Here is a 23,136-nt window from a genome sequence, read left to right as displayed (position 1 = left end):
CATCAGGCGTCGATCGGGTCGATGAGATCGCGGAACTTCGCCGCGGGATAGACCGCAGCGCCTGCGCGGCGGACCCGCTCGGCCAACGTGGCGTCGGAGGTCACCACGGTGATCTCGCTGGGCCGATCATCGGCGGCCACCAATCGGACGATCTCGTCGTCCGCCGAATTCGCGGCGGCCTTGGGCGCGTTGTGAATTGCGATCGACGCCGAGTGGATCGACGTCGGATGCTCGAAGACCACGGTCACAGTCTGGCCGTGCGCCGATGTCCACTGCTCGAGTTGTCGGACCAGCCGTACTCTGGCGCTCTCCCGGTCCTTCCACCAACCGTCTGGCCGAGAGCCGATGACATTCATCGCGTCGACGATCCACTGCACAATGCCGACGGTACTGATGAACAACGGTGGCAGTATGAGCACGTGAGCTTGCAAGCGCGAAACAACGTGAGGATCGCCGGAGTCGAGGACGGTCCCACGATCATGCTCGCTCACGGCTTCGGGTGCGATCAGCACCTGTGGCGTCTGGTGGAGGCCCGCCTTGCGTCGAGCTTCCGGTTGATCCTGTTCGATCACGTCGGCTGCGGTGCGTCGGATCCCACGGCCTGGGATCCCGAGCGTTACGAAGCGCTGCAAGGGTATGCCGACGATATCCTCGGCATCCTTGACGAGTTGGACGAGCACGATGTGACTTTCGTGGGCCACTCGGTCGCCGCCATGATGGGCGTGCTCGCAGCCGCGACCGATCCGAGCCGCTTCGCCAGTCTGGTGCTACTCACTCCCTCACCGTGCTATCTCGACCAGGGCGACTATCGCGGTGGATTCTCCCGCACCGACATCGACGAACTGCTGGACTCCCTGGAGAGCAACTACCTCGGCTGGTCGCGAGCGATGGCGCCGGTGATCATGGGCGCGCCGGATCAACCGGAGCTTTCCGACGAGCTCACCGAGAGCTTCTGCCGCACCGACCCGGCATGCGCCCGGGTATTCGCGCGGACCACGTTCCTGTCGGACAATCGTGCTGACCTCGCCCGAGTATCGGTGCCCACGCTGGTGATCGAATGCGCGCATGACACGTTGGCGCCGCGCGAGGTCGGCGCCTACGTGCAGCAGCGAATCGACGGCAGCGAGCTGGTCACTCTCGACGCCGTCGGCCATTGCCCCCAGCTCAGCGCCCCGGACATCACCGCACAGGCCATCGCGGCGTTCGCCGGCGCGACGTGACACCGGAACCGGTTGCCGGCGAAACGGCCGAGGACCTGTACGAGAATGCGCCCTGCGGATACATCGTCGCTCGACCTGACCGGAGCATCGTCACGGTGAACGGCACGCTTTTGGCGTGGCTTGGTTACGAGCGAAACGCGTTGATCGACAAGCCTTTCACCGATCTGCTGGCTACCGGCAGCCTCATCCACTACGAAACCCATTTCGCGCCCTTGCTGCAACTGCAGGGCCGGCTTGCCGGCGTCACCGTCGATGTGGTGACCGCCTCGGGTATCCGGCTTCCGGTGTTCCTCACCGCCAACATCAAAGCGGACGACGACGGCCGACCGATCCTGTTACGCATAACGTTTCACGACGCCGGCGATCGACGCTCGTACGAGCGAGAACTCCTCGACGAACGGCAGCGGGTCGAACGCGAACGCGCGCGAGTAGAGCTGTTCGCCCGGACCCTTCAACGCTCGTTGCTGCCGCCGTTGCTGTCACCTCCTGCGGGCATCGATGCGTCCGCTCACTATCACGCGGCCTCCGCGGACGATGTCGGCGGGGATTTCTACGACTTGTTCCCGCTCGCGCATGACAAGTGGGCGTTCTTCATCGGTGACGTGAGCGGCAAAGGCGCGGGGGCTGCCGCGGTGACCTCATTGACGCGTTACACGCTACGGGCCGCCGCGGCCTTCGACGCCGACCCGGTGGTGGTGCTGCAGAACCTGCACACGGTGCTGAGTCAGGAGTTTCGCGATACCGTAAATCAGTTTGCCACAGTGATTTTCGGCATTCTTACGCCATGCGACGACGAATTCGACGTGCAGATGGCGAGCGGGGGGCATCTGCCTCCGTTGATAATCGGCGCCGACGGCGAGGCACGCTACGCGGATGTCATCGGCGGTCATCCCGTCGGCATTCCCATGGAGCCCAGATTTGTCTCTACTCGAATTCGACTGGGGCCGGGCGATACCCTCGTCCTCTACACGGACGGGCTGACGGAGGCGCGGGTAGGCGGCGGCGCCGAACGCTACGACAACCACGGCGCATTGCTGGAATTCGCCGCCGCCCACGCGCCGACGACCGCGTCAGCCATAGTCGTCGCGATCCAATCGCTACTCGACGACTTCGGCTCGGGCGTCGAGGACGACGTGGCCGTGTTGGCGCTGGGCGTACCCCTTTGACACCGCACGGCATCATCCGTCGATCTGGCCGGAGATTCCACGTTCGATGCCGGCCTGCGTCGCGGGCGGCAACACCAGCAGACCGTCGAGCTCCCGGCGCGCCACGTCGTACGCGCGCCGGCGTTCTTGCGGTGTCGCCGCCGCGTCGGACGCGACCCGCAACAAACTCTGGGCCCGAGCAAGTCGCTGCTGTGCGTCCGGGGAAAAGTCGTTGCGCCGCCGACGTTTTGCTTCGGCCTCGGCGATATCGAATGCGGTGACATACTCCTCGACGGCGCTCAGGTACCGTGCCGCGGAATCCGGATCGTCGAGAAGATCCTCGGCCTTGGCCGGCCGCAGGAAGTCTGCTCGGAGCTTGGCCTTGTGGAACGCGACGGTGAGCGGATTGGTCATGTCCGTCATCAGCGGGAAGTCGAGCAGCTTGGCATGGTCGAGCTCGTATTCGAGCCAACGGGTATCGGTGCGATCGTGTTCTCGTACGACGCGGGTCAGCGAGCGCCATTGCGCGGCCTGATTGGCGGCCTTTCGAACCGGACCCGGCTGCGGGGCCGGCTCGGCCGCGGGCTTTCTGGCCGAGAACGCTCTGATCGCGGCGATGATGACGCCCGCCAGCGGCGCGATGATGAGCAGCAGCTCGGCCAACCGGAACAGCAGTCCCATCCCACCAGGATGCCACCAAGCCGCGCTACACTCGGCGCCGCTGCGTTCCCCAGGTGAGGTGTGACCGATGAAATGTGTCGTGGTCAGCTACGGAAGTCGAGGTGACATCGAACCCTGCGCCGTGGTCGCTCGCGAGCTGCTGCGCCGAGGCCATGACGTGCGCGTGGCGGTCCCGCCGAACATGCTCGACCTGGTGGAGTCGCAAGGGCTGGAAGCGGTCGCCTACGGGCCGGATTCGCACGAGCAACTCAACGCGCTTCCGCAGTTCATGGCCCAGATGGCGAACCCCTACGAAGCGCTGCCCGACATCGTGCTGCGCGTCGGCGAGATCTGGTCGGACAAATGCGCGGTGCTGGCGTCGTTGACAGAAGGCGCCGACGTGCTCCTGACCGGAATGAACGAGCAACGGCTGGCCGCCAATATCGCTGAATATCAGCGCATTCCATTGGTCGCACTGCACTTCTTCCCCGCTCGGCTGCAGCCGTCGGGTCTGTTGCACGCACAGATCACCGAGCTCGCCGAAGACCCCCAGCGCCGCGCGCTCGGCTTGCCGGAGTCGACCGGTCCCACGCCGCCGTCGCTGGAGATTCAGGCCTACGACGATCGTTGCCTGCCGGCGCCGGCGACGCAGTGGGTGGAACCGGCCGCTGAACGGCCCTTCGTGGGGCCGCTGACGCTGGAGTTGCCCGCGGATACCGACGAGGAAGTCCTGTCGTGGATCGCCGACGGCACACCCCCGATATATTTCGGCCTGGGCAGCACGCCGGTCTCCTGCCCTGATGAGACGGTCGGGATGGCCGTTGCGGCGTGCGCGCAGCTGGGTGAGCGCTTGCTGGTGTGCTCCGGGCCGAACGATTTCTCGCACCTCGAGCACTTCGACCACGTGAAGGTCGTCAGCGCGGTCAACCACGCGGCTGTCTTTCCCGCCTGCCGTGCGATCGTCCATCACGGTGGCGCCGGCACCACCGCCGCGGCGCTGCGGGCCGGGGTGCCGATGTTGATCCTGTGGCTCTGGCTGGATCAACCTGTGTGGGCGGCGGCTATCGAGCAGCTGAAAGTTGGTGTGGCGCGCTGCTTCTCGCAGACAACGGAGCGGACGCTCGTCGCAGATCTTCGGTCCTTACTGGCGCCGCAGTATCTTGCCCGAGCTCAAGAGATCGCGCCTCAGACCATTGCACCACACGAAAGCGCCACTCGTGCTGCTGATTTCGTGGAGCACGCCGCGCAACACTGAATCTCAGCGGGCGAGATCCCACTGTCCGTAGTCGGCGGCGAGTACGTCGTCGATGTCCACATGGATGCCGCCCAAGAGTGGGCCCGGTTCGGACGGGGTGTTCACCACGGCCTGATACAGCACCGCCGCGGGCTCGCGCTGGCCATGAGACCAGGCCTTGGTCTGCCACGCCCAGCGATGTCCCGCGGTGCTGGAATGCCCGATCACGCCGTCGTTGATCGACCACGCGCACGCCTGAGCATGCCCGTAGATTCCGGTCCGCTCGATGCCCAGTACGGAATTGATGCCGCGAAACCAATTGACTGCCAGGCTGTTCCAGATGTCGGCGTTGATGTCGTCGTCGACGCTGAAGAAGATCGGCGCCGAACCGCTACCGCCGGCCGCGGTGTGGATCTGCAATGCGGTGTGCGCGTCGGCCACGCCACCGTCGAAGCCGCGGGTGAAGTCGGACGGCGCTGACCCGTTCGGCTTGCCGTACTGGAAATTGCTGACGATGTGCAGTCCGGCCGCGCGCAACGAGTCGGCGTAGTCGCGGGTCAGCGGTTTGGCCTCGAAGTCGACGCCGGGTCGTGCGGTGGACACGTAGTTCACCACGCCTGCGTAGCCTGCGGCCTTGATCTCGGCGGGCGCGATCCTGCGCTCGGCGAAGTCGATCAGCCTGATGGTGTCGGCCGAAGCTCTGGGCTCGTCGAGCATGCCGGCCGGCCCAAGACTCAGCGCGACGGCTGCAGATCCGTATTTGATGAACTCGCGACGGGTAACCATGGCGGCCTCAGTGGGTGAGCAGGGCGGCCGCGCTCCACGGTCGCTTACCCGGGTGGCGTGGATCGGGTTGCGGTCCCCATGTGGCCGGCCGCATAAAGAACGGCAACCGACGGAACCGCTTGGCGGCCAACATCAGTGATTCGACTTGACGCACCTGCCAACCGTGGTCCTCGAACCAGGCCACCCCGTTGTCGGGCGCGAACTTGAACGGCGCGTTCTGCAGCATGCCGGACATCTTCTTGTTCATCATCTCCTTCAATCGCGCACCGCCGAAGTCCAACATCCACCAGGCCACCTCGGGCCGCTGGATCGAGTCGGACAGCGCGGCGACCTCGCTGTCGTCCAGGTAGTGCAACAGACCTTCGCTCAGCACCAGGGCTTTGCTGACGCCGTCGAGCGCTTCGTTGAAGAACGCGTCGCGCGCGGCGGGATCGGCCAGGTCGACGGCCATCCGGGTCAACCGGCATCGCGGTGTCTGATCGGCCAGCAGTTCCGTCTTCTCATCCAGTAACGGCGCGAGATCGGCCTCGATCCACGGAAAATCGGGCGGTAGGTCCAGTCGATACGGCCGGGTGTCCAAGCCGGCTGCCAGGTTCAACACCCGATCGCAGCCGTCGGCGATTGCCGCGGCGATCGCGTCGTCGATGATCTTGGTACGTGCGATCAACCACCACCCGCTGCGGCTCGTCAGCGGGGTGTTCGCGACGATCGCGCGGCCCTGCTCACCGGCCAGACGCTCGGCCAGCGAATCCCGGAACAGCGCGTCAGGCCGTACCGACTCGGTAGCCCGGTAGAGGGCCGTCCATCGGGCGGTGTCGCTGACGTGCGTGATCAAGTGCCCGGCATCTGACATAGCTTGCGTTATAGCACCTGGCCGCTGGTGGAACCGGGGTCGGGTCGTGTACAAGAGTCTCATGGAGGATCCGGCCATCAGGTCTTTCGATCCGTCCATGCTGGGCGACGCGATGGCCCGTCGGCTCTACCGCCGATCGGTGGTGACGGCGCAGATCACCGTGCCCGCCGTCCCGAGCATGATCGACGAGTACATCACGATGTGCGCCAATGTCTTTGCCGCCGCAGGCGTCCAGTACACCGCCGAACAATCCGCGCAATTGAAGACGGTGCTGGCCGCCGAGTTGGCCAAGGCCTACACGACGTCGCACCGCTCGAACATCGTGATCTCGTTCCACGCTCCGTTCGGCATCACGATGAATTACCGCGTCGCGACCGAATCCGTGACCATCGGCGGCGCCTACGACGGCTGGGTGGCAACTCGCGGCGAGGGACCGCTGTTCGGCGTTGAGCCCGACGCCCGAGTGTGGGCTCTGGCTGGTGAGGCGGCCGACCCCGCCGCTCATCCGATTCTGGACGTCGGTGCCGGAACCGGGCGTAACGCGCTGGCTCTGGCGCGGCGCGGCCACCCGGTCGATGCCGTGGAGATGAGCCCGAAATTCGCGGACATCATTCGTGCGGAGGCCCAACGCGAATCCCTACCGGTGCGCGTGCTGGACGGCGACGTCTTCGAGACGATGGACGGCGTCCGCCGCGACTATCAGACGATCATTCTGGCCGAGGTCGTGCCCGATTTCCGGACCACAGCCGAGCTGCGCGGCATCTTCGAACTCGCAACAGATTTCCTGGCACCGGGTGGTCGTCTGGTGTTCAATTCGTTCTTGGCGCGCCGCAGCTATACCCCCGACAGCGCGGCGCTCGAACTCGGGCAGCAGTGCAACACGATGATCTTCACCCGCGACGAATTGGCCACGGCCGCATCTGAATTGCCGCTGCATCTGATCGCTGACGACTCGGCCTGCGAGTACGAGAAAGCCCATCTGCCCGACGGGGCATGGCCGCCCACCGACTGGTTCGAAGGGTGGGCGCACGGCCTCGACGTCTTCGACCTGGAGCCTCAGGATTCCCCCATCGAGCTGCGTTGGCTCGTCTATCAGAAGGATCTGCCGTGACCGAGTCGATCCGCTTCGTCGCGGCGAACGGCCTGGATTTCGCCTACCTCGAAGACGGTTCCGGGCCGCTGGTGTTGATGCTGCACGGATTTCCGGACACCGCACACACCTGGGACGACCTTCGCCCGCGGATCGCCGCCAAGGGATATCGCGCCGTCAGCCCCTACACCCGCGGGTACCACCCCACCGCGATCCCGGACCGCGACGCCGACCAGGAGACGTTGGCGCACGACATCCTCGCGCTGATCGACGCGCTCGGGGCCGACCAGGCCATTGTCATCGGGCACGACTGGGGGGCCGCGGCCGCCTAAGGCGCGGCCGCGCTCGCACCCGATCGGGTCACGAAGCTGTTTGCGCTCGCCATCCCCCACCCGGCCACCCTCAAGCCGTCACTGAAAAAGCTCTGGGGTGTGCGCCATTTCGCCGCATACAAAATGCCGGGTGCGGCAAGCCGTTTCGCGCGCGACGACTTTGCGGCGCTGCCCGCGATCTGCAAGCGGTGGTCGCCGGACTGGAACCCCAGCCCCGACGAATTCGACCCGGTTCGCGAATGCTTCTCGAACCGCGCGAGCCTGAACGCGGCATTCGGCTACTACCGGAAGCTCTCGCCGATACCCAGCGCCGCATTGAAGGCGACGATCACCGTGCCCACCGTCGTGTTCGCCGGGCTCGACGACCCCGTTGCCGAGCCCGCGGACTATCGGCGCGCCGCCCGGATGTTCAGTGGCGACTATGTTGTCGAAGAGGTTCCGGGCGGACATTTCATGCACCGTGAGCACCCCGACGTTTTTGCGGAGCGACTCCTGGCTCATCTGTGACAGCCGGCGCTGCTATGGTGCTGTGCTTATGCCGCAGATGGATCGTCGCACCTTCATGTTGATGACGGGCTTCGGCGTGACGGCGGCCGCGGTGCCCGTCCCGCAGGCCCGGGCATATCCGCGACCGCCCGCCGCGCCGGCCGGTGGCTACATCTTTCAGGACGAGTTCGACGGAGCGGCCGGCTCGGCCCCCGACCCCGGTAAGTGGGCGGTGGCCACGGCGCGCGAAACGATCAAAGACCCGACGTTCTGGGAGCTGCCCGAACACATCGGGCAATACCGTGATGATCGTCGCAACGTGTTCGTCGACGGCAAGTCCAACCTGGTCCTCAAGGCCGCCAAGGATGGACCCACGTTCTACAGCGGGAAGGTGCAAAGTCACTGGCGGGGCGGCGTCGGTCATATCTGGGAAGCCCGGATCAAACTGGACTGCCTCACCCCCGGCAGCTGGCCCGCCTACTGGCTGGGCAACGACGACCAGGGCGAGATCGACATCGTCGAGTGGTATGGCAACGGCAGCTGGCCGTCGGCCACCACCGTGCACGCCAAGGCGAATGGCGGCGAATGGAAGACCCACAACGTCGCGATGGACAGCGCGTGGCACACCTGGCGCTGCCAGTGGGATTCCGCCGGTATCCGGTTCTGGAAGGACTACGCCGACGGCGCGCAGCCGTACTTCGACGTCCCGGCCGATTCGTTACCGGATTGGCCGTTCAATGGCCCCGGTTACACCGTCTACCCGGTGTTCAACCTCGCCGTCGCCGGATCCGGCGGCGGCGATCCCAGCGGAGGAAGCTATCCCTCACAGATGCTCATCGACTGGATTCGGGTCTGGTAGGACCTTCAAAAGCAAATGACGCGGTGAACCTGCAGGTTGCAGATTCACCGCGTCACCGCGAAGCGTCAGAAGTTGTTGCAGGTGGCAGCAACAGTGTTGATCACCGGGATGAACGCTCCCGCCTGGGCCGGGTGAGTGGCTTGGGCGTTCTGAGCCTTCGCACGGCGGGCAGCGGGTGGCGAAGCGAGGTAATCCTGCAGAAAACTCTGCGCATCGGGGTGGCTGTCCAGGATGTTGGCAAAGCTCGGGTTCTGCGCCTGGAGCGCAGCGTGCACCTGCCCGTAGTTGCAGGTGGTGTTGATCGCCTGTTCCGACAGCCCGTCCGCGGACGCGATCCCCGCGCCAGCGAGCGCCACCAACGCCAGACCCCCGGCTGCAGCAGCCAGCTTGCTCATTGAACGCGTGACCATATAAGGAACACCTTCCGGATATATATCGCCGAACCTCGGCGTCGAGAACCTCAGTTTACCGGAAGGAATCGACGGTCGACCTTGTCGCGGATTGGACACACAAACCTCACAGGTCACACTTAGCCCTCCTTATACGGGTAGCTTGCGGATATGCCCGACGGCCCGAGCCGCGATTCGGCGGTCGACTTCTACCGCGCGTCGGGAGTGGTCCTCATCGTTCTGGGGCACTGGCTGGCCGGTTCGGTGACCTACCGCACGGATCTTTCGGTCGGCAGAATCCGCTCGTCGACCTGCCGTGGACGCAGTGGTTGACATGGATCTTCCAGGCCGTGCCGACCTTTTTTCTGGTCGCCGGTTGGGCCACCGCGGTGTCGTGGACCCGTCGGCGGACCGACGCGGGGCTGTCGCGGCAGGCCTGGTTGCGGCATCGAGTCGCCCGGGTGCTGGGACCGTCCGCGGCGTACGTCGTGCTGGTATCCGCCGTGGTCGTGCTGTTGCAGATCGCTCACGTGGCGAGCTCGACGCTGGAGTACGCGGGCTGGGCGATCGCAATGCATCTGTGGTTTCTTGGTGTCTACCTTGTCGTGGTGTCACTGACACCGATTGCGGTTGCCGCGCAACGCCGTTGGGGACTGCTGGTGCCCGCGGTATCGGCGGTGATCCTGGTGGCTGTCGACGTCGCCCTGCGGCTCGGCCTGATCTCGCATATGGGCTGGCTGAACTACTTACTGTGCTGGGGCGTGCTCTATCAACTCGGAATCGCCTGGCGGAACGGATTATTGACGGGGCCTCGGCCCGTCCTGCTTGCCGTCGGCTCAGCAGCTGTCTTGGCGCTGTTGATCTGGCAGGGGCTGTACCCGGTCAGCATGATCGGCGTTCCCGGCCAGGCGGTGCAGAACACCTCGCCGCCTTCGGCGGCGATGCTGGCATTCGGGTGCGCGCAGGCCGGACTGGTGATCGCCCTGGCGCCGGCGTTGAATCGCCTCCTGCGCGGCAGCGCGGTGCAACGGGTGCTGACTCTGGCGAACAGCAACGTGATGGCGCTGTACCTGTGGCACATGATCCCCGTCGTGCTCGTGGCGATCATCGGCTATCCGGCCGGACTGTTGCCGCAACCTCCGGAGGGCACCGCCGCGTGGTGGCTGGCACGGTTGGAATGGGTGTTCGTGCTCGGCCTCGTGACAGCGGCAGAGCTGGCGCTGTTGTGGTGGGGCCGAAGACTTTTCGCGGCGCCACTGCCAACGTTCAGTGCGGTACCCGGCCGCTGGGCGGAGCCGGCGACACTGGTGGGCGCCGCATCGGCGGCGTATGGGCTGGCGTACCTCGCCGCGGCAGGCTTCGCTCCGGACGGGAACTTCCCCTGGTTGGCCGCGGCGACCTTCGCCGCCGGGGTGCTACTTGTCGCGCTTGCCCCGTCGCGGGCTGCTATCCCGACGAGCTGAGTGCGGACAGCGCCGCATCGTAATTGGGCTCCTGGGCGATCTCGGGCACCAGCTCCGTGTACGCGACGTTGCCGTCGGCGCCGATCACCACGACGGCCCGGGCCAGCAGTCCGGCGAACGGTCCGTCGGCGATGGTGACGCCGTAATCCTGGCCGAAGTTGTCCCGGAACGCCGACGCGCTCTGCACATTCTCGATGCCCTCGGCGCCACAGAACCGTGCCTGCGCGAACGGCAGGTCGTTGGACACGTTGATCACGGACAGACCGCCGGCGGAAGCCTTCTCGTTGAAGGTGCGCACGCTGGTGGCGCAGACCGGCGTGTCGACCGACGGAAAGATGTTCAGCAACACGGGCTTACCGCTGAACTGGTCGCTGCTGACCGCGCTCAAATCGGATCCGGTCAGGTGAAAGTCAGGGGCTGACGCGCCGACGGCGGGCAGCTCACCCACGGTGTTGATCGGGTTTCCACGCATAGTTATCTGTGCCATGGCCACAGTCTGCCAAGCTCGGCGAATTGACGTCGGAGCGGGTCTGCCGACCTAGTCCTTCGCCCGACACGTCGCGGACTGTCATGCGCACACAACGGCCCGCTATATATGGTCTACGTGTGCCTGAGATGAATCGACGGAACGTCATGATGACGGTGGGGCTGGGCGCACTGACAGCCGCGATGCGACTCCCGCAAGCCTGGGCTCACCCGTCTCCGCCGGCCGCGCCGGCCAACACGCCTGGGTCTTACATCTTTCACGACGAGTTCGACGGACCGGCCGGCCAAGGTGTCGACCTGGCCAAATGGACGCCCCAGACCTGGCAGGACGACGTGTACCCGCCGGTAGACGGGATCTACAGCGCCGGGAACGTCTTTCTGGACGGGAATTCGAACCTGGTCCTGAAGGCCACCAAGGTAGGCGACCAGTACTACACCGGGAAACTGCGGGGCAATTGGCGTGGCTCCATCGGAACCACCTGGGAAGCGCGGATCAAACTCGACTGCCTCTACCCCGGCTTGTGGCCGTCGTTCTGGACCGTCAACGAGGATCCGCAACCGGACGGCGAGGTCGACCTCTTCGAGTGGTACGGCAACGGCCAATGGGCTCCCGGCACCACCGTCCACGCGGCATCCAACGGAAAAACCTGGGAAGGAAAATCGATTCCCGGGATGGTGGACGATGCCTGGCACACCTGGCGCATGCGCTGGGACGAGGAAGGTTTCAAATTCTGGCGGGACTACGTCGACGGAGCCAAGCCGTACTTCGCCGTGCCACCCAAGCCCATCCACGTGTTCGGCGCGCCGCCCGAAGACAAGCGGTGGCCCTTCAGCAATCCGGGCTACTGGATGTCGCCGATGTTCACCCTCGCGGTCGGCGGTGTGGGCGCCGGCGATCCCGCAGCGGGCACCTTCCCGTGCCAGATGCTCGTCGACTACATCCGGGTCTGGTAACGACTCACCGCACCGCCTTGATCACCTGAACCAGGTTGAACTGCCACCGCTCGACCAGCCGGAATCCGAGGTCGCGTGGAACCGCGAAGGCCGGGGTCGCGCCGTAGAGCGGGCCGGGCGGGATAGCCGAACCTTGCTCGTGAGCGGGCACCGACGTGTCTGCCTGAGTGATGATCCACACCACCCCGCACCGGCCGAGTGGCTTCGCGACCACCTCCGGGATGAGATTGGTGTCGAAGACTTCCCCGTGGTCTGCCGCGCGCTGCCAGAGCGTGAGGTCGACCAGCTTCCGATACGCGTCTGGCCGCGCCGCCAGCAGCGGACGCATCGGTGCAGGCATGAACGTCACCGTGTCGTTGACGAGCAAGCAGTCACCAGGTGCTGCTTTCGCGCCGATCAGATCGGCGACCTGGCTGTAGTCCATTCCATATTTCGCATATGGATTCCGTTGCGCTGAAACATAATTCGGCGCCGCAGCCATGACGAAGAGTGCGAGTACCGCCGCAACCGCCCAGGGTCTGGCGGCCACTGCGGCGATGCAGACACCAAGGACCAGCGCCATCGCCGGCGCGGTGAAGGCCAAATAGCGCGGCGTGTAGATGGGGTGGACCAACGCCGACCAGCCGACAATCAGCGCGGTCGGTATCAGCAGCCACGCGATCGCCAGGATCAACAGTTGTCGACCAGTCGATGTCAGGCGGGTGGGCGCACGCAGCCACAACACCGCGGCCGTCGCCACCACCAGTGCCGACAACAGCGCGAACAGCGGGCTTCGTTCGAAATACTGTTGAATCGTCACGTCTTCGATCGTCCGGTGTCCGATCGGTGCGACCCATTTGATCTGGCCCGCCTGGCCCAGGGCCGCGATCACCAACGGCGTGACAGCGCAACCGGCCAGCACCGATGTGGCGGCAAACCTGACCAGGACTCTTCGCTCGGGCTTGAGGGCGCAGAGGAAGGCGGCGTGCGCCAGACACAGCAGCAGCACGTACACATCGAGCAGGCTCGATGTCACCAGCAGGATCCCGTAACACAGCCAGCCCCAATGGTTGTCGCGCCGAGCGGCATACACGAGGGCGACCGTCAGCCACACGGCGGCCATCATCGACAGCGCGTAGGGCCGCGCTTCGATGCCGGCCCAGGTGGCCCGCGGCAAGATCGCGCAGACAACGCCGGATGCCACGGCCGCGGTGCGGGGCATGCATTGTCTGCCCAGGACCACGACGCCCGCCGCAGCACCACCGACCGCCAGACCGCTGGGTACGCGAGACCAGAACTCCGTTGGTGGAACTACTTGGAACCAGGCGTGCATGAGGAGGTAGTACAGGCCCTCGACCGCGTCGACGTTGTTCAACATCTGCCACAGCTGAGGCAGCGAACGACTGTAGGACGCCGAAATGGTCGCCGCCTCGTCGTACCAGAACGACGGACGGCCCGCCCCGGCGAGACTGACCACGGCGCCGAATACCCCGACGAGCAGGGGGTCGAGTGCCGCTGGCGTCTTCGGGAGATCTTTGCGGTCAGTCATCTGGAATCGTCGTTATGTTGCCAGACGTGGTTCCGCCGTGCGGACCGCTAGCGTCGGGCCGCGCGCACTTTGTACGTCGACGGCCAGGACTGCCGCGACTCGTCGCCCACCAACGCCGTGCCTTTGCTTCCGACCTTGATCGCGTATGCCTCCTGACCGGCGCCGACTTCGCGGTTGGCGTGTTCGGTGGCCAGGTAATACAGCTCGTCGATGGTGGCTTCGTGATAGGCGACGAACGTGGTTTTGCGTTCGATGTCGCCCGCGCCGGCGGTCATCAGGTCAGGCAGGATCTTGGTCGCCAGCGCTCCGAGCGCCAACAGCGTGAACGGAATCACCCAGGACAAGACGTAGGTCAACGACGCCTCGGTCCACAGAATCGGCGGAATGGATGCCGACACCGTCATGGCCCCGAAGACACCGATCCACAGCCAGTTCAGCCGCGACGTGACTCGCCCGAACACGTCGCTGTCGACGACGCCCTGGGGCTGACCGGCGGCGGTGAACTCGTGGACGAACGACGAGCCGGTCAGCACACCCACGACAGTGACCAGCAGGATCCCCGCGATACTCAGCGGCAGCACCCAGCGTTGCACGGCCGAGTGGCTCGCCAGCAGGGTCAGCGCTGCGACGGCCAAGAATGTTGCCACAGAACCGATTTCGAGTACGCCGGCGGATGTCCTGGCGATTCGGCCGGCCGCCAATCCCACTGCTGCTATCACGAGCGCGACGACTGCCGCGACCAGCAGCGGCACGTTGCCGACCAGCGTCCAGTAAACGATCCACGGTGCGAAGCCAAACAGAATGCCCACGGTTGGCCAGTGTATGAGCGAGGCCACACCGATCGGTTCGCCGGGTGCTGTGCTGGTGCTCAGCGCTGCAGACTGCGCAGGGTGCTCTTGGCGAACTTCCTCAGCACCTCGTCGCGGCCCGGACCTGATTGCCTGGCGCTGATCAGCTGTGCGTGTAGACCGATCAAGAAGAACGCGGCGCTGTCGTACGCGTCGACGTCGTCGTACAGTTCGCCGCGGCTCCGGGCGCGCTCGATCTCGGCGGCCAGCAACACGAACGTCGGGTGTTGGGTCCAATTCTCGTCTTTGGGTGCTGCCGGCGAGAAGTAGAGGCTTATGACGTCACGGAATAGGGCTGCGCCCCAGCGGTTTTCGAGGGCCACGACGAGCTTGATGATTTCGTCCAGGACGTCCGGCAGGGTGCGGCGGGTGTCGAGGAATCGGCTGAGTTCTGCCGCGAGGTAGTCCTCGTCGCGGCGGATCAACTCGAGCAGGACGTGTTCTTTGGTCGGGAAGTGGAAGTAGAAGGTGCTACGGGCAACCCCGGCCGCTTCGACGATCGCGTTGATATCCGCCGAGTTCGCGCCGGCACGCTGGAATTCCACGATCGCAGCGTCCAGCACCCGGGCGCGCGTTTGGCGGCGCTGAGCTTCACGGCTCGTCGTGGTGTCCGGCACGTGGCCATTCTGCCGTATCGGCGCCATTTGCTGACAGGTGTCACTCGAAATTGGTGGTCGTGTGGAACTCCGGTGTAGTCATTCGCCTTGACTGCGAGCCAGTTCGAGTCCAGTGATCGGTCGGAGCATGTCTGTGCTTGGTTCCGAAATGCCGTCGATTTCGTTGTCATTTGTCAGCGAACGTGCTAGAACAGCTGAATTCGCATCAGGTGAGGCAGGACGGCAGCGATGAACACCAAGGGTCAACGCATCCTGTTGTGGACCGCGCCGCCGGCGGTAGCCCTGTTTGTTCTTGCCTATCTGGCGTTCCCGGTGTTCTCACCGCCGCTGTCGCCGACGTTGACACCCGAGCAGGTCGCCGCATTCTTCCGGGGCAACGTCACCGGCGTCCTGGGTGTGGCGCTCCTCTGCAACCTCATTGCGTGCTCTCTGGTGCCGCTGTTCGCGGTGACGGCTGTGCAAATCTCGCGAGCCGCCACGTCGAGCACCGTCCTGACATACGCGTATGTCATCTGCGTCGGCGTCGGGACGACCGCTTTCATCCTGGCCGACTACTGCTGGGGCATGGCCGCTTTCAGGCCCGACCGCGATCCGCAGCTGACCAGCCTGCTCAATGACATGGCATGGTTCTTCTTCATCGCGCCGGTCGGCACCATCATGGTGCAGAACCTCTGCTTCGCGCTGAGCGTGTACCTCGATGAGCGGCCAGAGCCGATCTTTCCGCGCTGGGTGGCGCATTTCAACGTCGCGACCGTCGCACTGCTGGCTCCGAGCGCGTTCTCGATCCTCTACAAGTCGGGCCCGCTCGCATGGAACGGCCCGCTGTCTTTCACCCTGCGGTTGACCACATTTGCCGTCTACATCGTGGTGATGTTCTGGGCACTTCTGCGTGCGGTGCGACGCCAAGGCGATGATCGGGTGGTTCTCGCGTGAGCAGCGGTGTCGCGACCGCCCCTCAGCCGGCGCCGAACCACGCACGGTCCTGGCGCTCGAATCGCAAACTCGACCAGTGGATTGCGTTTTGGAGCGTGCCGTTCTTCTTCAATGTGTTCGGGCTGGTGTTCGTGCCGCTGAGTTGGATGATGCCGCCGCGGTCGCCGAGCAGTCCGACACCGCACATCGTCGACTTCATGCACTCCCACAACCTGCTGATCGCGTGTCTGATCCTCACGCTGTCCTACGGGCTCGCGCCGGTGTCCAACGGTTGCTATCTGATGCAGGTCAAGCGAATGTCGGTCAGCCCTGCATTCCGCTATTCGATGATGATCGGCGCGATCACCGGCGCGATCGTCGGCATGCTGTTCCCGATGTTCTGCTTCGGCCTCGGCGCCTTTCGGCCCGGCTACAGTTCCGCGGTCTTGACGATGCTCTACGACTTCGGCTACCTGGCGTTCATCGGCTCACTGGGATGCTTCTGCGTCATGTGGATGGCCTTCGGATTGGCCATCATTCTCGACGAGAACAACATCCTGCCAAAGTGGTTGGGCTACTACACCATTTGGCAATACGTGACCGAGCTGATGGCCGCCCCGGTCTGGATCACCAAGACGGGGCCGTTCGCCTGGAACGGCCTGATGACCTTCTGGTTCGCCATGGTTCTCTACGTGTCATGGCAGATCATCGTGTACGTCTGCATCTTCAAGGCGATCAAGAACCAACCGGAATCCGAACTCGACAACGCACCGTCGAGGATTGACGCATGACCGACGTTGCCGCCGACGTCGACCAGACTCAGCGGTCCGCCCGCGCTGAAGGTCACGTCCCCGGGGAATCCAGCATGTGGTTCTTCGTCATCGGCGACCTGCTGATCTTCGGCGTGTATTTCGTTGGCTACATGTACTTCCGGGGTCAGAATCACGAACTGTTCCTCACCAGCCAGGCACGGCTGAATGTGGACATCGGCGCCGTCAATACCATCGTGCTGCTGACCAGTTCACTGTTCGTGGCGCTCGGCACCGCGGCGGCGCGCGCCGGCGACACAGCCGAGGGCCTCCGGAGGTTCTGGGTCGCGCTGGCTTTCGGCGCGGCGTTCCCGCTGCTCAAGATGTTCGAGTGGATCCCCGAGATCAGCGCCGGCCTGACGCCGGGAAAGAACTTGTTCTTCATGTACTACTTCGTGATGACCGGGATGCATCTGTGCCACGTCCTGCTGGGTCTGGTCATCATGGGCTTCGTCATCCGCAACTTGAAAACATCGACGCCGCCGAAGGGTTCGTTCATCGAGACCGGCGCCACGTATTGGCACATGGTCGATGTGTTGTGGCTGGTCCTGTTCGCTCTGCTCTACTTGATGAGGTAGACCGTGACGTCACTGATCCGCAATCCGCTGACGATCGTGTGGGCACTGCTCGTCACGGTCACCGTCGCGTCATCGTTGATCGCCGTCGACGGCGGAGCCTCGCACCAGATCAACACCGGCGTCACGACCATCGTCTTGCTGATCGCCGCGGTCAAGGCGCAGCTGGTGATCTGGCATTTCATGGAAGTCCGTTGTGCACCCGCCTGGCTCAAGGCCACTAGCAGCGGATGGGTAGTCGTGCTGTTTGCGCTACTGCTGGGTCTCTACTTCGCCGGTCTATAAGCCTTGCGCCAATTCCCATGCAATCTCCGCCATCTCGCGATAGCGCTGGCGATATTCGTCGCTGCCGGCCCGCGAATCCGCCGCATTGCCATCGACGCCCCGCCGCCAGACCCCGGCGGTGATCGAGGCCAGCCGGAACATCGAGAACACCACGAACACGTCGAGCGAGTGCGAAAGCTCGCCTCCGGCATGCGCGCAGTAGCTGTCGAGGAACGTCTGCTCGTCGGGAAGCCCGGTGCCGGTGAGGTTCTCGCCGGCGACGCCGCTTCGGCCGCCCGGTCCACCCGGCACGTGATACGTCACGCAGAAATAGCCCAAGTCGGCCAGCGGGTTGCCGATCGTCGACAGCTCCCAGTCCAGCACCGCCACCACCCGCGGTTCGGTCGGGTGCAGCAAGACGTTGCCCAGCCGGTAGTCACCGTGGGCGATGCACGACGGCGGGTCATCGGACGGCAGGTGCTCCGGCAGCCAGGTCGCCAGCAGATCCATCGCCGGCATGTCCTCCATCCGTGCGGCCTCCCACTGGCGAGTCCACAGCGCCACCTGGCGTTGCATATAGCCCTCGGGCCGGCCGAACCCCTCCAGACCGACGGCACGCCAATCGACGCGATGCAGCGCGGCAAGCACGCGGGCGAGGTCCTCGTACACCGCCGCGCGGTGCTCGGGAGTCTCCTCGCGCATCACCCGGTCCGGAAAGATCCGCCCCGCAACGTGATCCATCACGAAAAATGGCGTACCGAGCACGGTGTCGTCGTCGCACAGCAGCCGCATGCGCGGTACCGGCACGTCCGTGTCAGCCAACGCGGCCATCACCCGGTGCTCGCGCTCCACTTCGTGAGCCCGCGGCAACAGCTTGCCCGGCGGCTTCTTGCGCAGCACGTGTTCGCCGCCGGCGGTTTGCAGGTGAAACGTGGGGTTGCTCTGCCCGCCCTGGAATTGGCGAATCTCCAATTGCCCGTCGAAGCCGGGCAGCCGCCCGCGCAGATACTTGGCCAACGCAGCCTCGTCGAAGCGATGCGCGGGCAGCACCGGCACCAGCTCTGCCATCCCCGCCATCTGCGGCCCCTTGTTGATGCGTGCGTGAACGTCCGCGAGAACCCTACCGAGGAGTGACCTGGCGATGCCGATGATCGACCTGACCTATGTGCGCGGCTCGCTGCACCAGCAGGCTTTGGGCCGGCTGACCGACGAACTGGTCACTGCGTTGCTGCGGGCCGAGCGAGTCCCGGACACCCCGTTCCTGCGCGAGAACACGTTGGTCTACCTGCATGAGCTCGATTCGACGGCGCTATCGGTCGGCGGCCGTGGCGAAGGTGCGTCCCGATTCCGCGTCGAAATGACGGTGTTCGACGGCGCGCTGTCGAAGGACCGCAAAGAGCAACTCGCGGCCGACGTTCACGTTGCGGTGTGCGCTGCCGCGGGCATCGAGCCGGACGGCGACCGGGCGTTTCACGTCTGGACGCTGATTCACGAGATCCCCGAAGGCAATTGGGCCGGCGGCGGCAACATCGTCTACTACCAACAGGTCAAAGGTCTGGTCGCCGACGACCCGACGGTCGGTGAGTAGGGTCCGACTCATGGACATCTCCTGTGCGTTCGCCACCTCATCGGACACCCCCGCGCACGTCGAGTTGGCCGAGACGCTCGGCTTCCGGCGGGCATGGCTCTACGACTCCCCCGCGCTGTATCCCGACGTCTGGATGATCCTGACCCGATGCGCTGAGCGCACGTCGCGGATCGGACTGGGTCCGGGTGTGCTGGTGCCCAGCCTGCGTCATCCGATGGTCAACGCCGCTGCCATCGCCGAGCTTGTCGACCTGGCGCCGGGTCGGGTCGCGGTGGCCGTCGGATCGGGTTTCACCGGGCGGTTCTCGCTGGGCAAGCGGCCGCTGCCGTGGCGTCAGGTCGCCGACTACGTTCGCTGCCTGAAGGCGCTGCTGGCCGGTGAGACCGCCGAATGGGACGGCGCCGCGATCCGCATGATGCATCCGAGTGGCTTCGGGGCGAAGCGGCCGATCGATGTCCCGATCCTGATCGGCGCCGACGGCCCCAAGGGCCTGGCCGTCGCCGCCGAACTCGGCGACGGGGTGTTCTCGGCCGCCGTTCCTCAGCCCGACGCCGTCCAGGCGTCCGACTGGCGGGCGCTGTTGGCCTTCGGCACGGTGCTTGACGACACCGAGGAGCTGACCTCTGATCGGGTCGCCGATGCGGCCGGACCGGGAGCCGTGGTGATGTATCACGCCATCTACGAGCGCGGCGGCGCCGCAGCGGTCGACGGACTGCCGGGCGGACGCGGCTGGCGTGCGGCGATCGAGTCGCATCCCGCCAACGAACGACACCTCGCCATCCATGAGGGCCACCTCGTCAAAGCCAACGCCCGTGACGAACCCTACGTCGCCGATTTGCTGCCGCTGGCCAGCGCCGCGTCGTTGACGGGCACCGCAGACCAGGTGTCGGCGCGCATCGGCGAATTCGCGGCGGCCGGCGTCACCGAAATCGCCTATCAGCCCGCGGGATCCGACATCGAGCGGGAACTGCGTTCTTTCGCATCCGCCGCCGGGCTGGTCGGCTGAGGTTTACCGTTTAGCGATGATCGCCAAAGTGGTCGTCACGGCGCTGCTCGCAGCGATGTTCGCGTTCGCGGGACTGATCAAGGTTGCCGGGGTACGCCAATCGCTGGCCATTCGCGACCACCTCGGAGTCGACCCGATGCAATGGCGGCTGATCGGCTCACTCGAACTCGCCGGTGTCGCCGGGGTCTTGGTGGGCCTGAGGTGGGCGCCGATCGGTATCGCCGCGGCGATCGGTCTCGCATTACTTGTGTTGGGCGCCATCGTGTTTCACGTGCGGGCATCCGACAGTGCCACGGACACCGCCCCCGCGGTGATCGGCCTGGGTCTGGCGGTCGCTACCGCCTTCCTGCAGTCGACGTAGCCGGCTAGGCGATGGTCCAATCTTGTGCCCTGACGCGCTTGCGGGCGGCCATCAGTACTCGTCCGGGCAGAAGTGCCACTCGGCCGCGTGCACGACATACTGCGCATCGCTGACGCTGACCGCTGCACCGCGGGAGACCTCGCCGGCCACGATGTCGCCCTCGCTGCGGCCATTGGCCAGCCAGGTGCATATGTCCGCGCCGAGTTGCCCGGCTTGGGCAATCGTCAGGTCCTTGACGGAGTAGTTGATGTCAACAAACATCGCCGCCGCGTCATGATCACCCTCTGGCCCGCTGAACGCGCCGTTGGGGCCGGCGGATGCCAGCCCCGCGCCCATGATGCCGGTAGCCATAGCCAGCGACGCCGCTGCCAAGTGACGTGCGGTGGTCGTAACTGCCAGCCCTCTCATCAGTGATTCATACGCGCAACTACACGCCGCTGTGGAGGGCATTTAGGCCTTACAACAAACACACCGCGCTCGAGTTGATGAACGCAATCGACCTGATGAACTTCGATAACCAGCGCAACATGCGATGACGGCGGCACAGGTGCACACGTCACGGCTAGTTAGCTACGGGTCCGTGCCAGGGTAAGGATATTCGCGGTAGCCGTACCGCAAAACAGCAGGTTAGACGGGTTTAATTTGCTGCTTCTCTTCCTCATACTTCTTGGTCATGTGCTCGACGGCCTGATTCTGTGACTGCGCCAAGCCTTCTCGCGCTTCGCTGGCGCGCGCGGCGGCATCCAGTGTCGGCTGCGCCTGACCCTGAAAATGCGGAATGACTTCGGCGGCGATCAATTCCGCGGAGCGCTTGGTCGCCGCGGGGTTGGCCCACTCGTGGCCCATCTGCAGCATGCAGCCGAATCCGCCGGATTGGTCCCACATTCGTTGCACCTGCTCGCGGGCCCGCTCTGGCGAGCCGATCACGCCCGCGCCGTTGTCGTTGATCACGTCGATCATTTCGTCGATCTGCTCACCCGGCATGGTCATCTGCGGGAACGCGGCAACCTTCTGGAAGTAGTTGAACCACGGTGCGAGGCCGAACTTGACATCCTCGCGGGCCTGCTTGTCGGTCTCTGCGACGTGAAACGGCCCGACCAAGCTCCAGTTCCGCCGATCGACCTTCGTGCCGTACACCGCGGCGCGCTCCTCGACGATGTCCCAGTGGTACTGCAGTGCGTTGAAGCCCTCGATGGTCAGCGTCGCGCCGATGGACAACAACCCGATCCCGTGCCTGCCGGCCAACCGCGCTCCGGTCGGCGACGCCACCGCGGCGACCGCCAGCGGGATGCCGCCATCGGAATACGGGGCGAGTTGCAGCTTCGCGTCGTGCAATTCGTGGGTGGGCGTTTTGGCCGACACGGTCTCCCCCGCCAGCAGCCGCACCACGATGTCGAGGTTGGTCTCCAGTAGCTCGCGGGTGTCGGTGGGGTTGAGTCCGATCATTGCCGAATCGGTGGGCAGGGAGCCCGGTCCGACGCCGCCGATGATCCGGCCGTGGGTCAGATGATCGAGCAGCATCAGCCGGTCGGCCACCCACAACGGGTTGTGGTATGACAGCGAAATCACCCCGGTGCCGAACCGAATCCGCTTGGCGCGCTCGGCAGCCGCGGCGATGAAGATCTCCGGCGAGCTGATGATCTCGCTGCCCGCCGAATGGTGTTCGCCCAGCCAGACCTCGTCGTAGCCGACCGCATCGAGGTGTTCGATGAACTCGAGATCGCGTTGCAGCGCCAGTGTCGGGTTGGTCCCGGCGCGATGAAACGGTGCGATGAAATACCCAAACCGGAGCTTGCTCATGGAGGTCCCCTAGCAATCGAGTTGCTCCAGAACCTTAATCGCCTCAGGCGCCGCGAGTTAACGGTTTAGCGCGTGTGCACGGATCAGCTGCGTCTGGACAGCTGCGCACGGATCAGCGGGGCGATCTTCTCGGCCATGTAGGCGTGGCCGGCGTCGTTGGGGTGCACACCGTCCGGGCCGATCAGGTCGGGCCGGTCCACGAACCAGCCCTCACTGATCGGGTCGATGAACGTCGCGCCTACGTCATTCGCCTGCCCGCTGAGGATGTCGCGGACGTAGAGCACGTCGATCGGCGGGTCGGCGTTCGTCCACGGCGGGCCGATCACCAGCAACTTCGACGACGGTGCGATGCGGCGGGCCACGTCGAAAGTGTCGTGCGCCATGGCCGACATCTGCGCCGGGTCGACGCCGTGGTCGTTGCGGGAGCCGAAGAACACCACCAGGGCGTCGTCGGGGTGGACGGCGCGATTGGTCAGATCCTCGAAAACGCTGCCGTGGTCGCCGCGTACGACGTAGCCGGCTCGTCCTTCGGACGCGACGTTGGGCACGACCTGCATGCCCTGACGTGACAGCGTGAGCCAGGCGCGGTTGGTCCACGCGCTGGTTCCCCAACCGCCTTCGTCGGTGCCGGTGGTGTAGGAGTCCCCGACCACCGCGACGTGGTCGATCGGGGTGCCGCGAGCCACCATTTGATACGGCCGCGGCGGGCTGGGGCGGTGGCCGGACAGGCTGACCAAAGCAGCAACCGAGATGACCACCGTGGCGACATGACCCACCGCTACCTTCACAGCCCACCACCTTGCACCCGTATAAGCGGCATCGTAAAAGCACAACGACGAATTTCCTTGACGACGCGCGCCGGTGAAGCCCC

Annotated in this window: 26 protein-coding genes and 2 pseudogenes; 15 read left to right on the top strand and 13 right to left on the bottom strand. The window is 65.2% G+C overall.

Features of this window, described 5'->3' with window-relative positions; translation table 11 throughout:
- Positions 1–2: 2 nt before the first annotated feature.
- The gene (locus G6N27_RS05185; protein ID WP_163781367.1) at positions 3–377 is read right to left on the bottom strand and encodes an NYN domain-containing protein; all 375 of its coding nucleotides are present in this window, start codon (positions 375–377) and stop codon (positions 3–5) included.
- A gap of 42 nt (positions 378–419) precedes the next feature.
- On the opposite strand from G6N27_RS05185, the gene G6N27_RS05180 reads away from it, so the two are divergent.
- On the top strand, positions 420–1,220 hold the full coding sequence (locus G6N27_RS05180; protein WP_163775380.1) for an alpha/beta fold hydrolase: 801 nt from the start codon (positions 420–422) through the stop codon (positions 1,218–1,220).
- Positions 1,217–2,386: a PP2C family protein-serine/threonine phosphatase gene (locus G6N27_RS05175; RefSeq protein ID WP_163775379.1), complete on the top strand. Its 1,170-nt coding sequence runs from the start codon at positions 1,217–1,219 to the stop codon at positions 2,384–2,386. Before G6N27_RS05180 ends, G6N27_RS05175 begins: the two co-directional genes overlap by 4 nt.
- Before the next feature lie 12 nt (positions 2,387–2,398).
- Here G6N27_RS05175 and G6N27_RS05170 read toward each other — a convergent pair whose 3' ends face one another.
- Positions 2,399–3,046 carry a hypothetical protein gene (locus tag G6N27_RS05170; RefSeq protein WP_163775378.1) on the bottom strand — a complete coding sequence of 216 codons (648 nt, stop codon included), beginning with the start codon at positions 3,044–3,046 and terminating at the stop codon, positions 2,399–2,401.
- Between the two features lie 67 nt (positions 3,047–3,113).
- On the opposite strand from G6N27_RS05170, the gene G6N27_RS05165 reads away from it, so the two are divergent.
- A complete protein-coding gene (locus tag G6N27_RS05165; RefSeq protein ID WP_163775377.1) occupies positions 3,114–4,280 on the top strand; it encodes a glycosyltransferase in 1,167 nt (388 codons plus the stop codon).
- 3 nt (positions 4,281–4,283) lie between these two features.
- On the opposite strand, the gene G6N27_RS05160 is transcribed toward G6N27_RS05165, so the two are convergent.
- Positions 4,284–5,045 (bottom strand): DUF1906 domain-containing protein, encoded by a 762-nt coding sequence (locus G6N27_RS05160; RefSeq protein ID WP_163775376.1) that lies wholly within the window; start codon positions 5,043–5,045, stop codon positions 4,284–4,286.
- A gap of 7 nt (positions 5,046–5,052) precedes the next feature.
- Complete coding sequence (locus G6N27_RS05155) at positions 5,053–5,898, bottom strand: class I SAM-dependent methyltransferase (protein ID WP_163775375.1); 846 nt, start codon at positions 5,896–5,898, stop codon at positions 5,053–5,055.
- 61 nt (positions 5,899–5,959) lie between these two features.
- On the opposite strand from G6N27_RS05155, the gene G6N27_RS05150 reads away from it, so the two are divergent.
- The 3 genes and pseudogenes from G6N27_RS05150 to G6N27_RS05135 all read left to right on the top strand — a co-directional run bounded on the left by G6N27_RS05150 (position 5,960) and on the right by G6N27_RS05135 (position 8,665).
- The gene (locus G6N27_RS05150) at positions 5,960–7,009 is read left to right on the top strand and encodes a class I SAM-dependent methyltransferase (protein WP_163775374.1); all 1,050 of its coding nucleotides are present in this window, start codon (positions 5,960–5,962) and stop codon (positions 7,007–7,009) included.
- A pseudogene (locus G6N27_RS25200) lies at positions 6,892–7,827 on the top strand (alpha/beta fold hydrolase). The gene G6N27_RS05150 and the pseudogene G6N27_RS25200 overlap by 118 nt, the downstream one beginning before the upstream one ends.
- Before the next feature lie 28 nt (positions 7,828–7,855).
- Positions 7,856–8,665, top strand: coding sequence for a glycoside hydrolase family 16 protein (locus tag G6N27_RS05135; protein WP_163775371.1), 810 nt, complete (start codon positions 7,856–7,858; stop codon positions 8,663–8,665).
- A 65-nt stretch (positions 8,666–8,730) separates the two neighbouring features.
- Here G6N27_RS05135 and G6N27_RS05130 read toward each other — a convergent pair whose 3' ends face one another.
- On the bottom strand, positions 8,731–9,075 hold the full coding sequence (locus G6N27_RS05130) for a hemophore-related protein (RefSeq protein ID WP_163775370.1): 345 nt from the start codon (positions 9,073–9,075) through the stop codon (positions 8,731–8,733).
- 150 nt (positions 9,076–9,225) lie between these two features.
- Between G6N27_RS05130 and G6N27_RS05125 the strand changes: the two are divergent.
- Positions 9,226–10,517 (top strand): annotated as a pseudogene (locus G6N27_RS05125) (acyltransferase family protein).
- Here the strand turns inward: G6N27_RS05125 and tpx are convergent.
- Positions 10,501–11,004, bottom strand: a complete 504-nt coding sequence (gene tpx / locus G6N27_RS05120; RefSeq protein WP_163775369.1) for a thiol peroxidase — start codon at positions 11,002–11,004, stop codon at positions 10,501–10,503. The pseudogene G6N27_RS05125 and the gene tpx overlap by 17 nt on opposite strands.
- Positions 11,005–11,132: 128 nt before the next feature.
- Here tpx and G6N27_RS05115 point away from each other — a divergent pair, with 128 nt between their 5' ends.
- Positions 11,133–11,957 (top strand): glycoside hydrolase family 16 protein, encoded by an 825-nt coding sequence (locus G6N27_RS05115; protein ID WP_163781365.1) that lies wholly within the window; start codon positions 11,133–11,135, stop codon positions 11,955–11,957.
- 4 nt (positions 11,958–11,961) lie between these two features.
- Here G6N27_RS05115 and G6N27_RS05110 read toward each other — a convergent pair whose 3' ends face one another.
- The 3 genes from G6N27_RS05110 to G6N27_RS05100 are packed head-to-tail and all read right to left on the bottom strand — an operon-like array spanning position 11,962 to position 14,968.
- On the bottom strand, positions 11,962–13,485 hold the full coding sequence (locus tag G6N27_RS05110; protein ID WP_163775368.1) for a glycosyltransferase family 39 protein: 1,524 nt from the start codon (positions 13,483–13,485) through the stop codon (positions 11,962–11,964).
- 47 nt (positions 13,486–13,532) lie between these two features.
- On the bottom strand, positions 13,533–14,294 hold the full coding sequence (locus tag G6N27_RS05105) for a hypothetical protein (protein WP_163775367.1): 762 nt from the start codon (positions 14,292–14,294) through the stop codon (positions 13,533–13,535).
- A 59-nt stretch (positions 14,295–14,353) separates the two neighbouring features.
- Positions 14,354–14,968, bottom strand: a complete 615-nt coding sequence (locus G6N27_RS05100; RefSeq protein WP_163781363.1) for a TetR family transcriptional regulator — start codon at positions 14,966–14,968, stop codon at positions 14,354–14,356.
- 210 nt (positions 14,969–15,178) lie between these two features.
- Between G6N27_RS05100 and G6N27_RS05095 the strand changes: the two genes are divergently transcribed.
- Genes G6N27_RS05095 through G6N27_RS05080 form a run of 4 tightly spaced genes read left to right on the top strand, consistent with a single transcriptional unit; the run spans position 15,179 to position 17,531 of the window.
- The gene (locus G6N27_RS05095) at positions 15,179–15,883 is read left to right on the top strand and encodes a hypothetical protein (RefSeq protein WP_163775366.1); all 705 of its coding nucleotides are present in this window, start codon (positions 15,179–15,181) and stop codon (positions 15,881–15,883) included.
- Positions 15,880–16,653: a hypothetical protein gene (locus G6N27_RS05090; RefSeq protein ID WP_372512998.1), complete on the top strand. Its 774-nt coding sequence runs from the start codon at positions 15,880–15,882 to the stop codon at positions 16,651–16,653. The genes G6N27_RS05095 and G6N27_RS05090 overlap by 4 nt, the downstream gene beginning before the upstream one ends.
- Positions 16,650–17,249 carry a cytochrome c oxidase subunit 3 gene (locus G6N27_RS05085; protein ID WP_163775365.1) on the top strand — a complete coding sequence of 200 codons (600 nt, stop codon included), beginning with the start codon at positions 16,650–16,652 and terminating at the stop codon, positions 17,247–17,249. The genes G6N27_RS05090 and G6N27_RS05085 overlap by 4 nt, the downstream gene beginning before the upstream one ends.
- Before the next feature lie 3 nt (positions 17,250–17,252).
- Entirely contained in the window at positions 17,253–17,531 is a 279-nt protein-coding gene (locus G6N27_RS05080; protein WP_163775364.1) for a cytochrome C oxidase subunit IV family protein, read from the top strand.
- On the opposite strand, the gene G6N27_RS05075 is transcribed toward G6N27_RS05080, so the two are convergent.
- Positions 17,526–18,587, bottom strand: coding sequence for a phosphotransferase family protein (locus G6N27_RS05075; protein ID WP_163775363.1), 1,062 nt, complete (start codon positions 18,585–18,587; stop codon positions 17,526–17,528). The genes G6N27_RS05080 and G6N27_RS05075 overlap by 6 nt on opposite strands.
- 64 nt (positions 18,588–18,651) lie before the next feature.
- Here G6N27_RS05075 and G6N27_RS05070 point away from each other — a divergent pair, with 64 nt between their 5' ends.
- From G6N27_RS05070 to G6N27_RS05060, 3 genes are read left to right on the top strand one after another with little or no spacing between them, the layout of a single operon-like run.
- Positions 18,652–19,098 (top strand): tautomerase family protein, encoded by a 447-nt coding sequence (locus G6N27_RS05070; protein ID WP_163775362.1) that lies wholly within the window; start codon positions 18,652–18,654, stop codon positions 19,096–19,098.
- Between the two features lie 10 nt (positions 19,099–19,108).
- Positions 19,109–20,104, top strand: coding sequence for an LLM class flavin-dependent oxidoreductase (locus tag G6N27_RS05065; protein WP_163775361.1), 996 nt, complete (start codon positions 19,109–19,111; stop codon positions 20,102–20,104).
- Positions 20,105–20,120: 16 nt separating this feature from the next.
- The gene (locus G6N27_RS05060) at positions 20,121–20,465 is read left to right on the top strand and encodes a DoxX family protein (protein WP_163775360.1); all 345 of its coding nucleotides are present in this window, start codon (positions 20,121–20,123) and stop codon (positions 20,463–20,465) included.
- Positions 20,466–20,516: 51 nt separating this feature from the next.
- Here G6N27_RS05060 and G6N27_RS05055 read toward each other — a convergent pair whose 3' ends face one another.
- From G6N27_RS05055 to G6N27_RS05045, 3 genes are all read right to left on the bottom strand, one after another.
- Complete coding sequence (locus tag G6N27_RS05055) at positions 20,517–20,873, bottom strand: DUF732 domain-containing protein (RefSeq protein WP_163775359.1); 357 nt, start codon at positions 20,871–20,873, stop codon at positions 20,517–20,519.
- Positions 20,874–21,092: 219 nt separating this feature from the next.
- Positions 21,093–22,265 (bottom strand): LLM class flavin-dependent oxidoreductase, encoded by a 1,173-nt coding sequence (locus G6N27_RS05050; RefSeq protein WP_163775358.1) that lies wholly within the window; start codon positions 22,263–22,265, stop codon positions 21,093–21,095.
- A gap of 83 nt (positions 22,266–22,348) precedes the next feature.
- Positions 22,349–23,041 (bottom strand): Rv0518 family GDSL lipase, encoded by a 693-nt coding sequence (locus G6N27_RS05045; protein ID WP_372513004.1) that lies wholly within the window; start codon positions 23,039–23,041, stop codon positions 22,349–22,351.
- Positions 23,042–23,136 lie beyond the last annotated feature (95 nt).

Source organism: Mycobacterium cookii (genome assembly GCF_010727945.1).
Classification (GTDB): Bacteria; Actinomycetota; Actinomycetes; order Mycobacteriales; family Mycobacteriaceae; genus Mycobacterium; species Mycobacterium cookii.
This window is presented reverse-complemented; position numbering and strand designations above follow the sequence as displayed.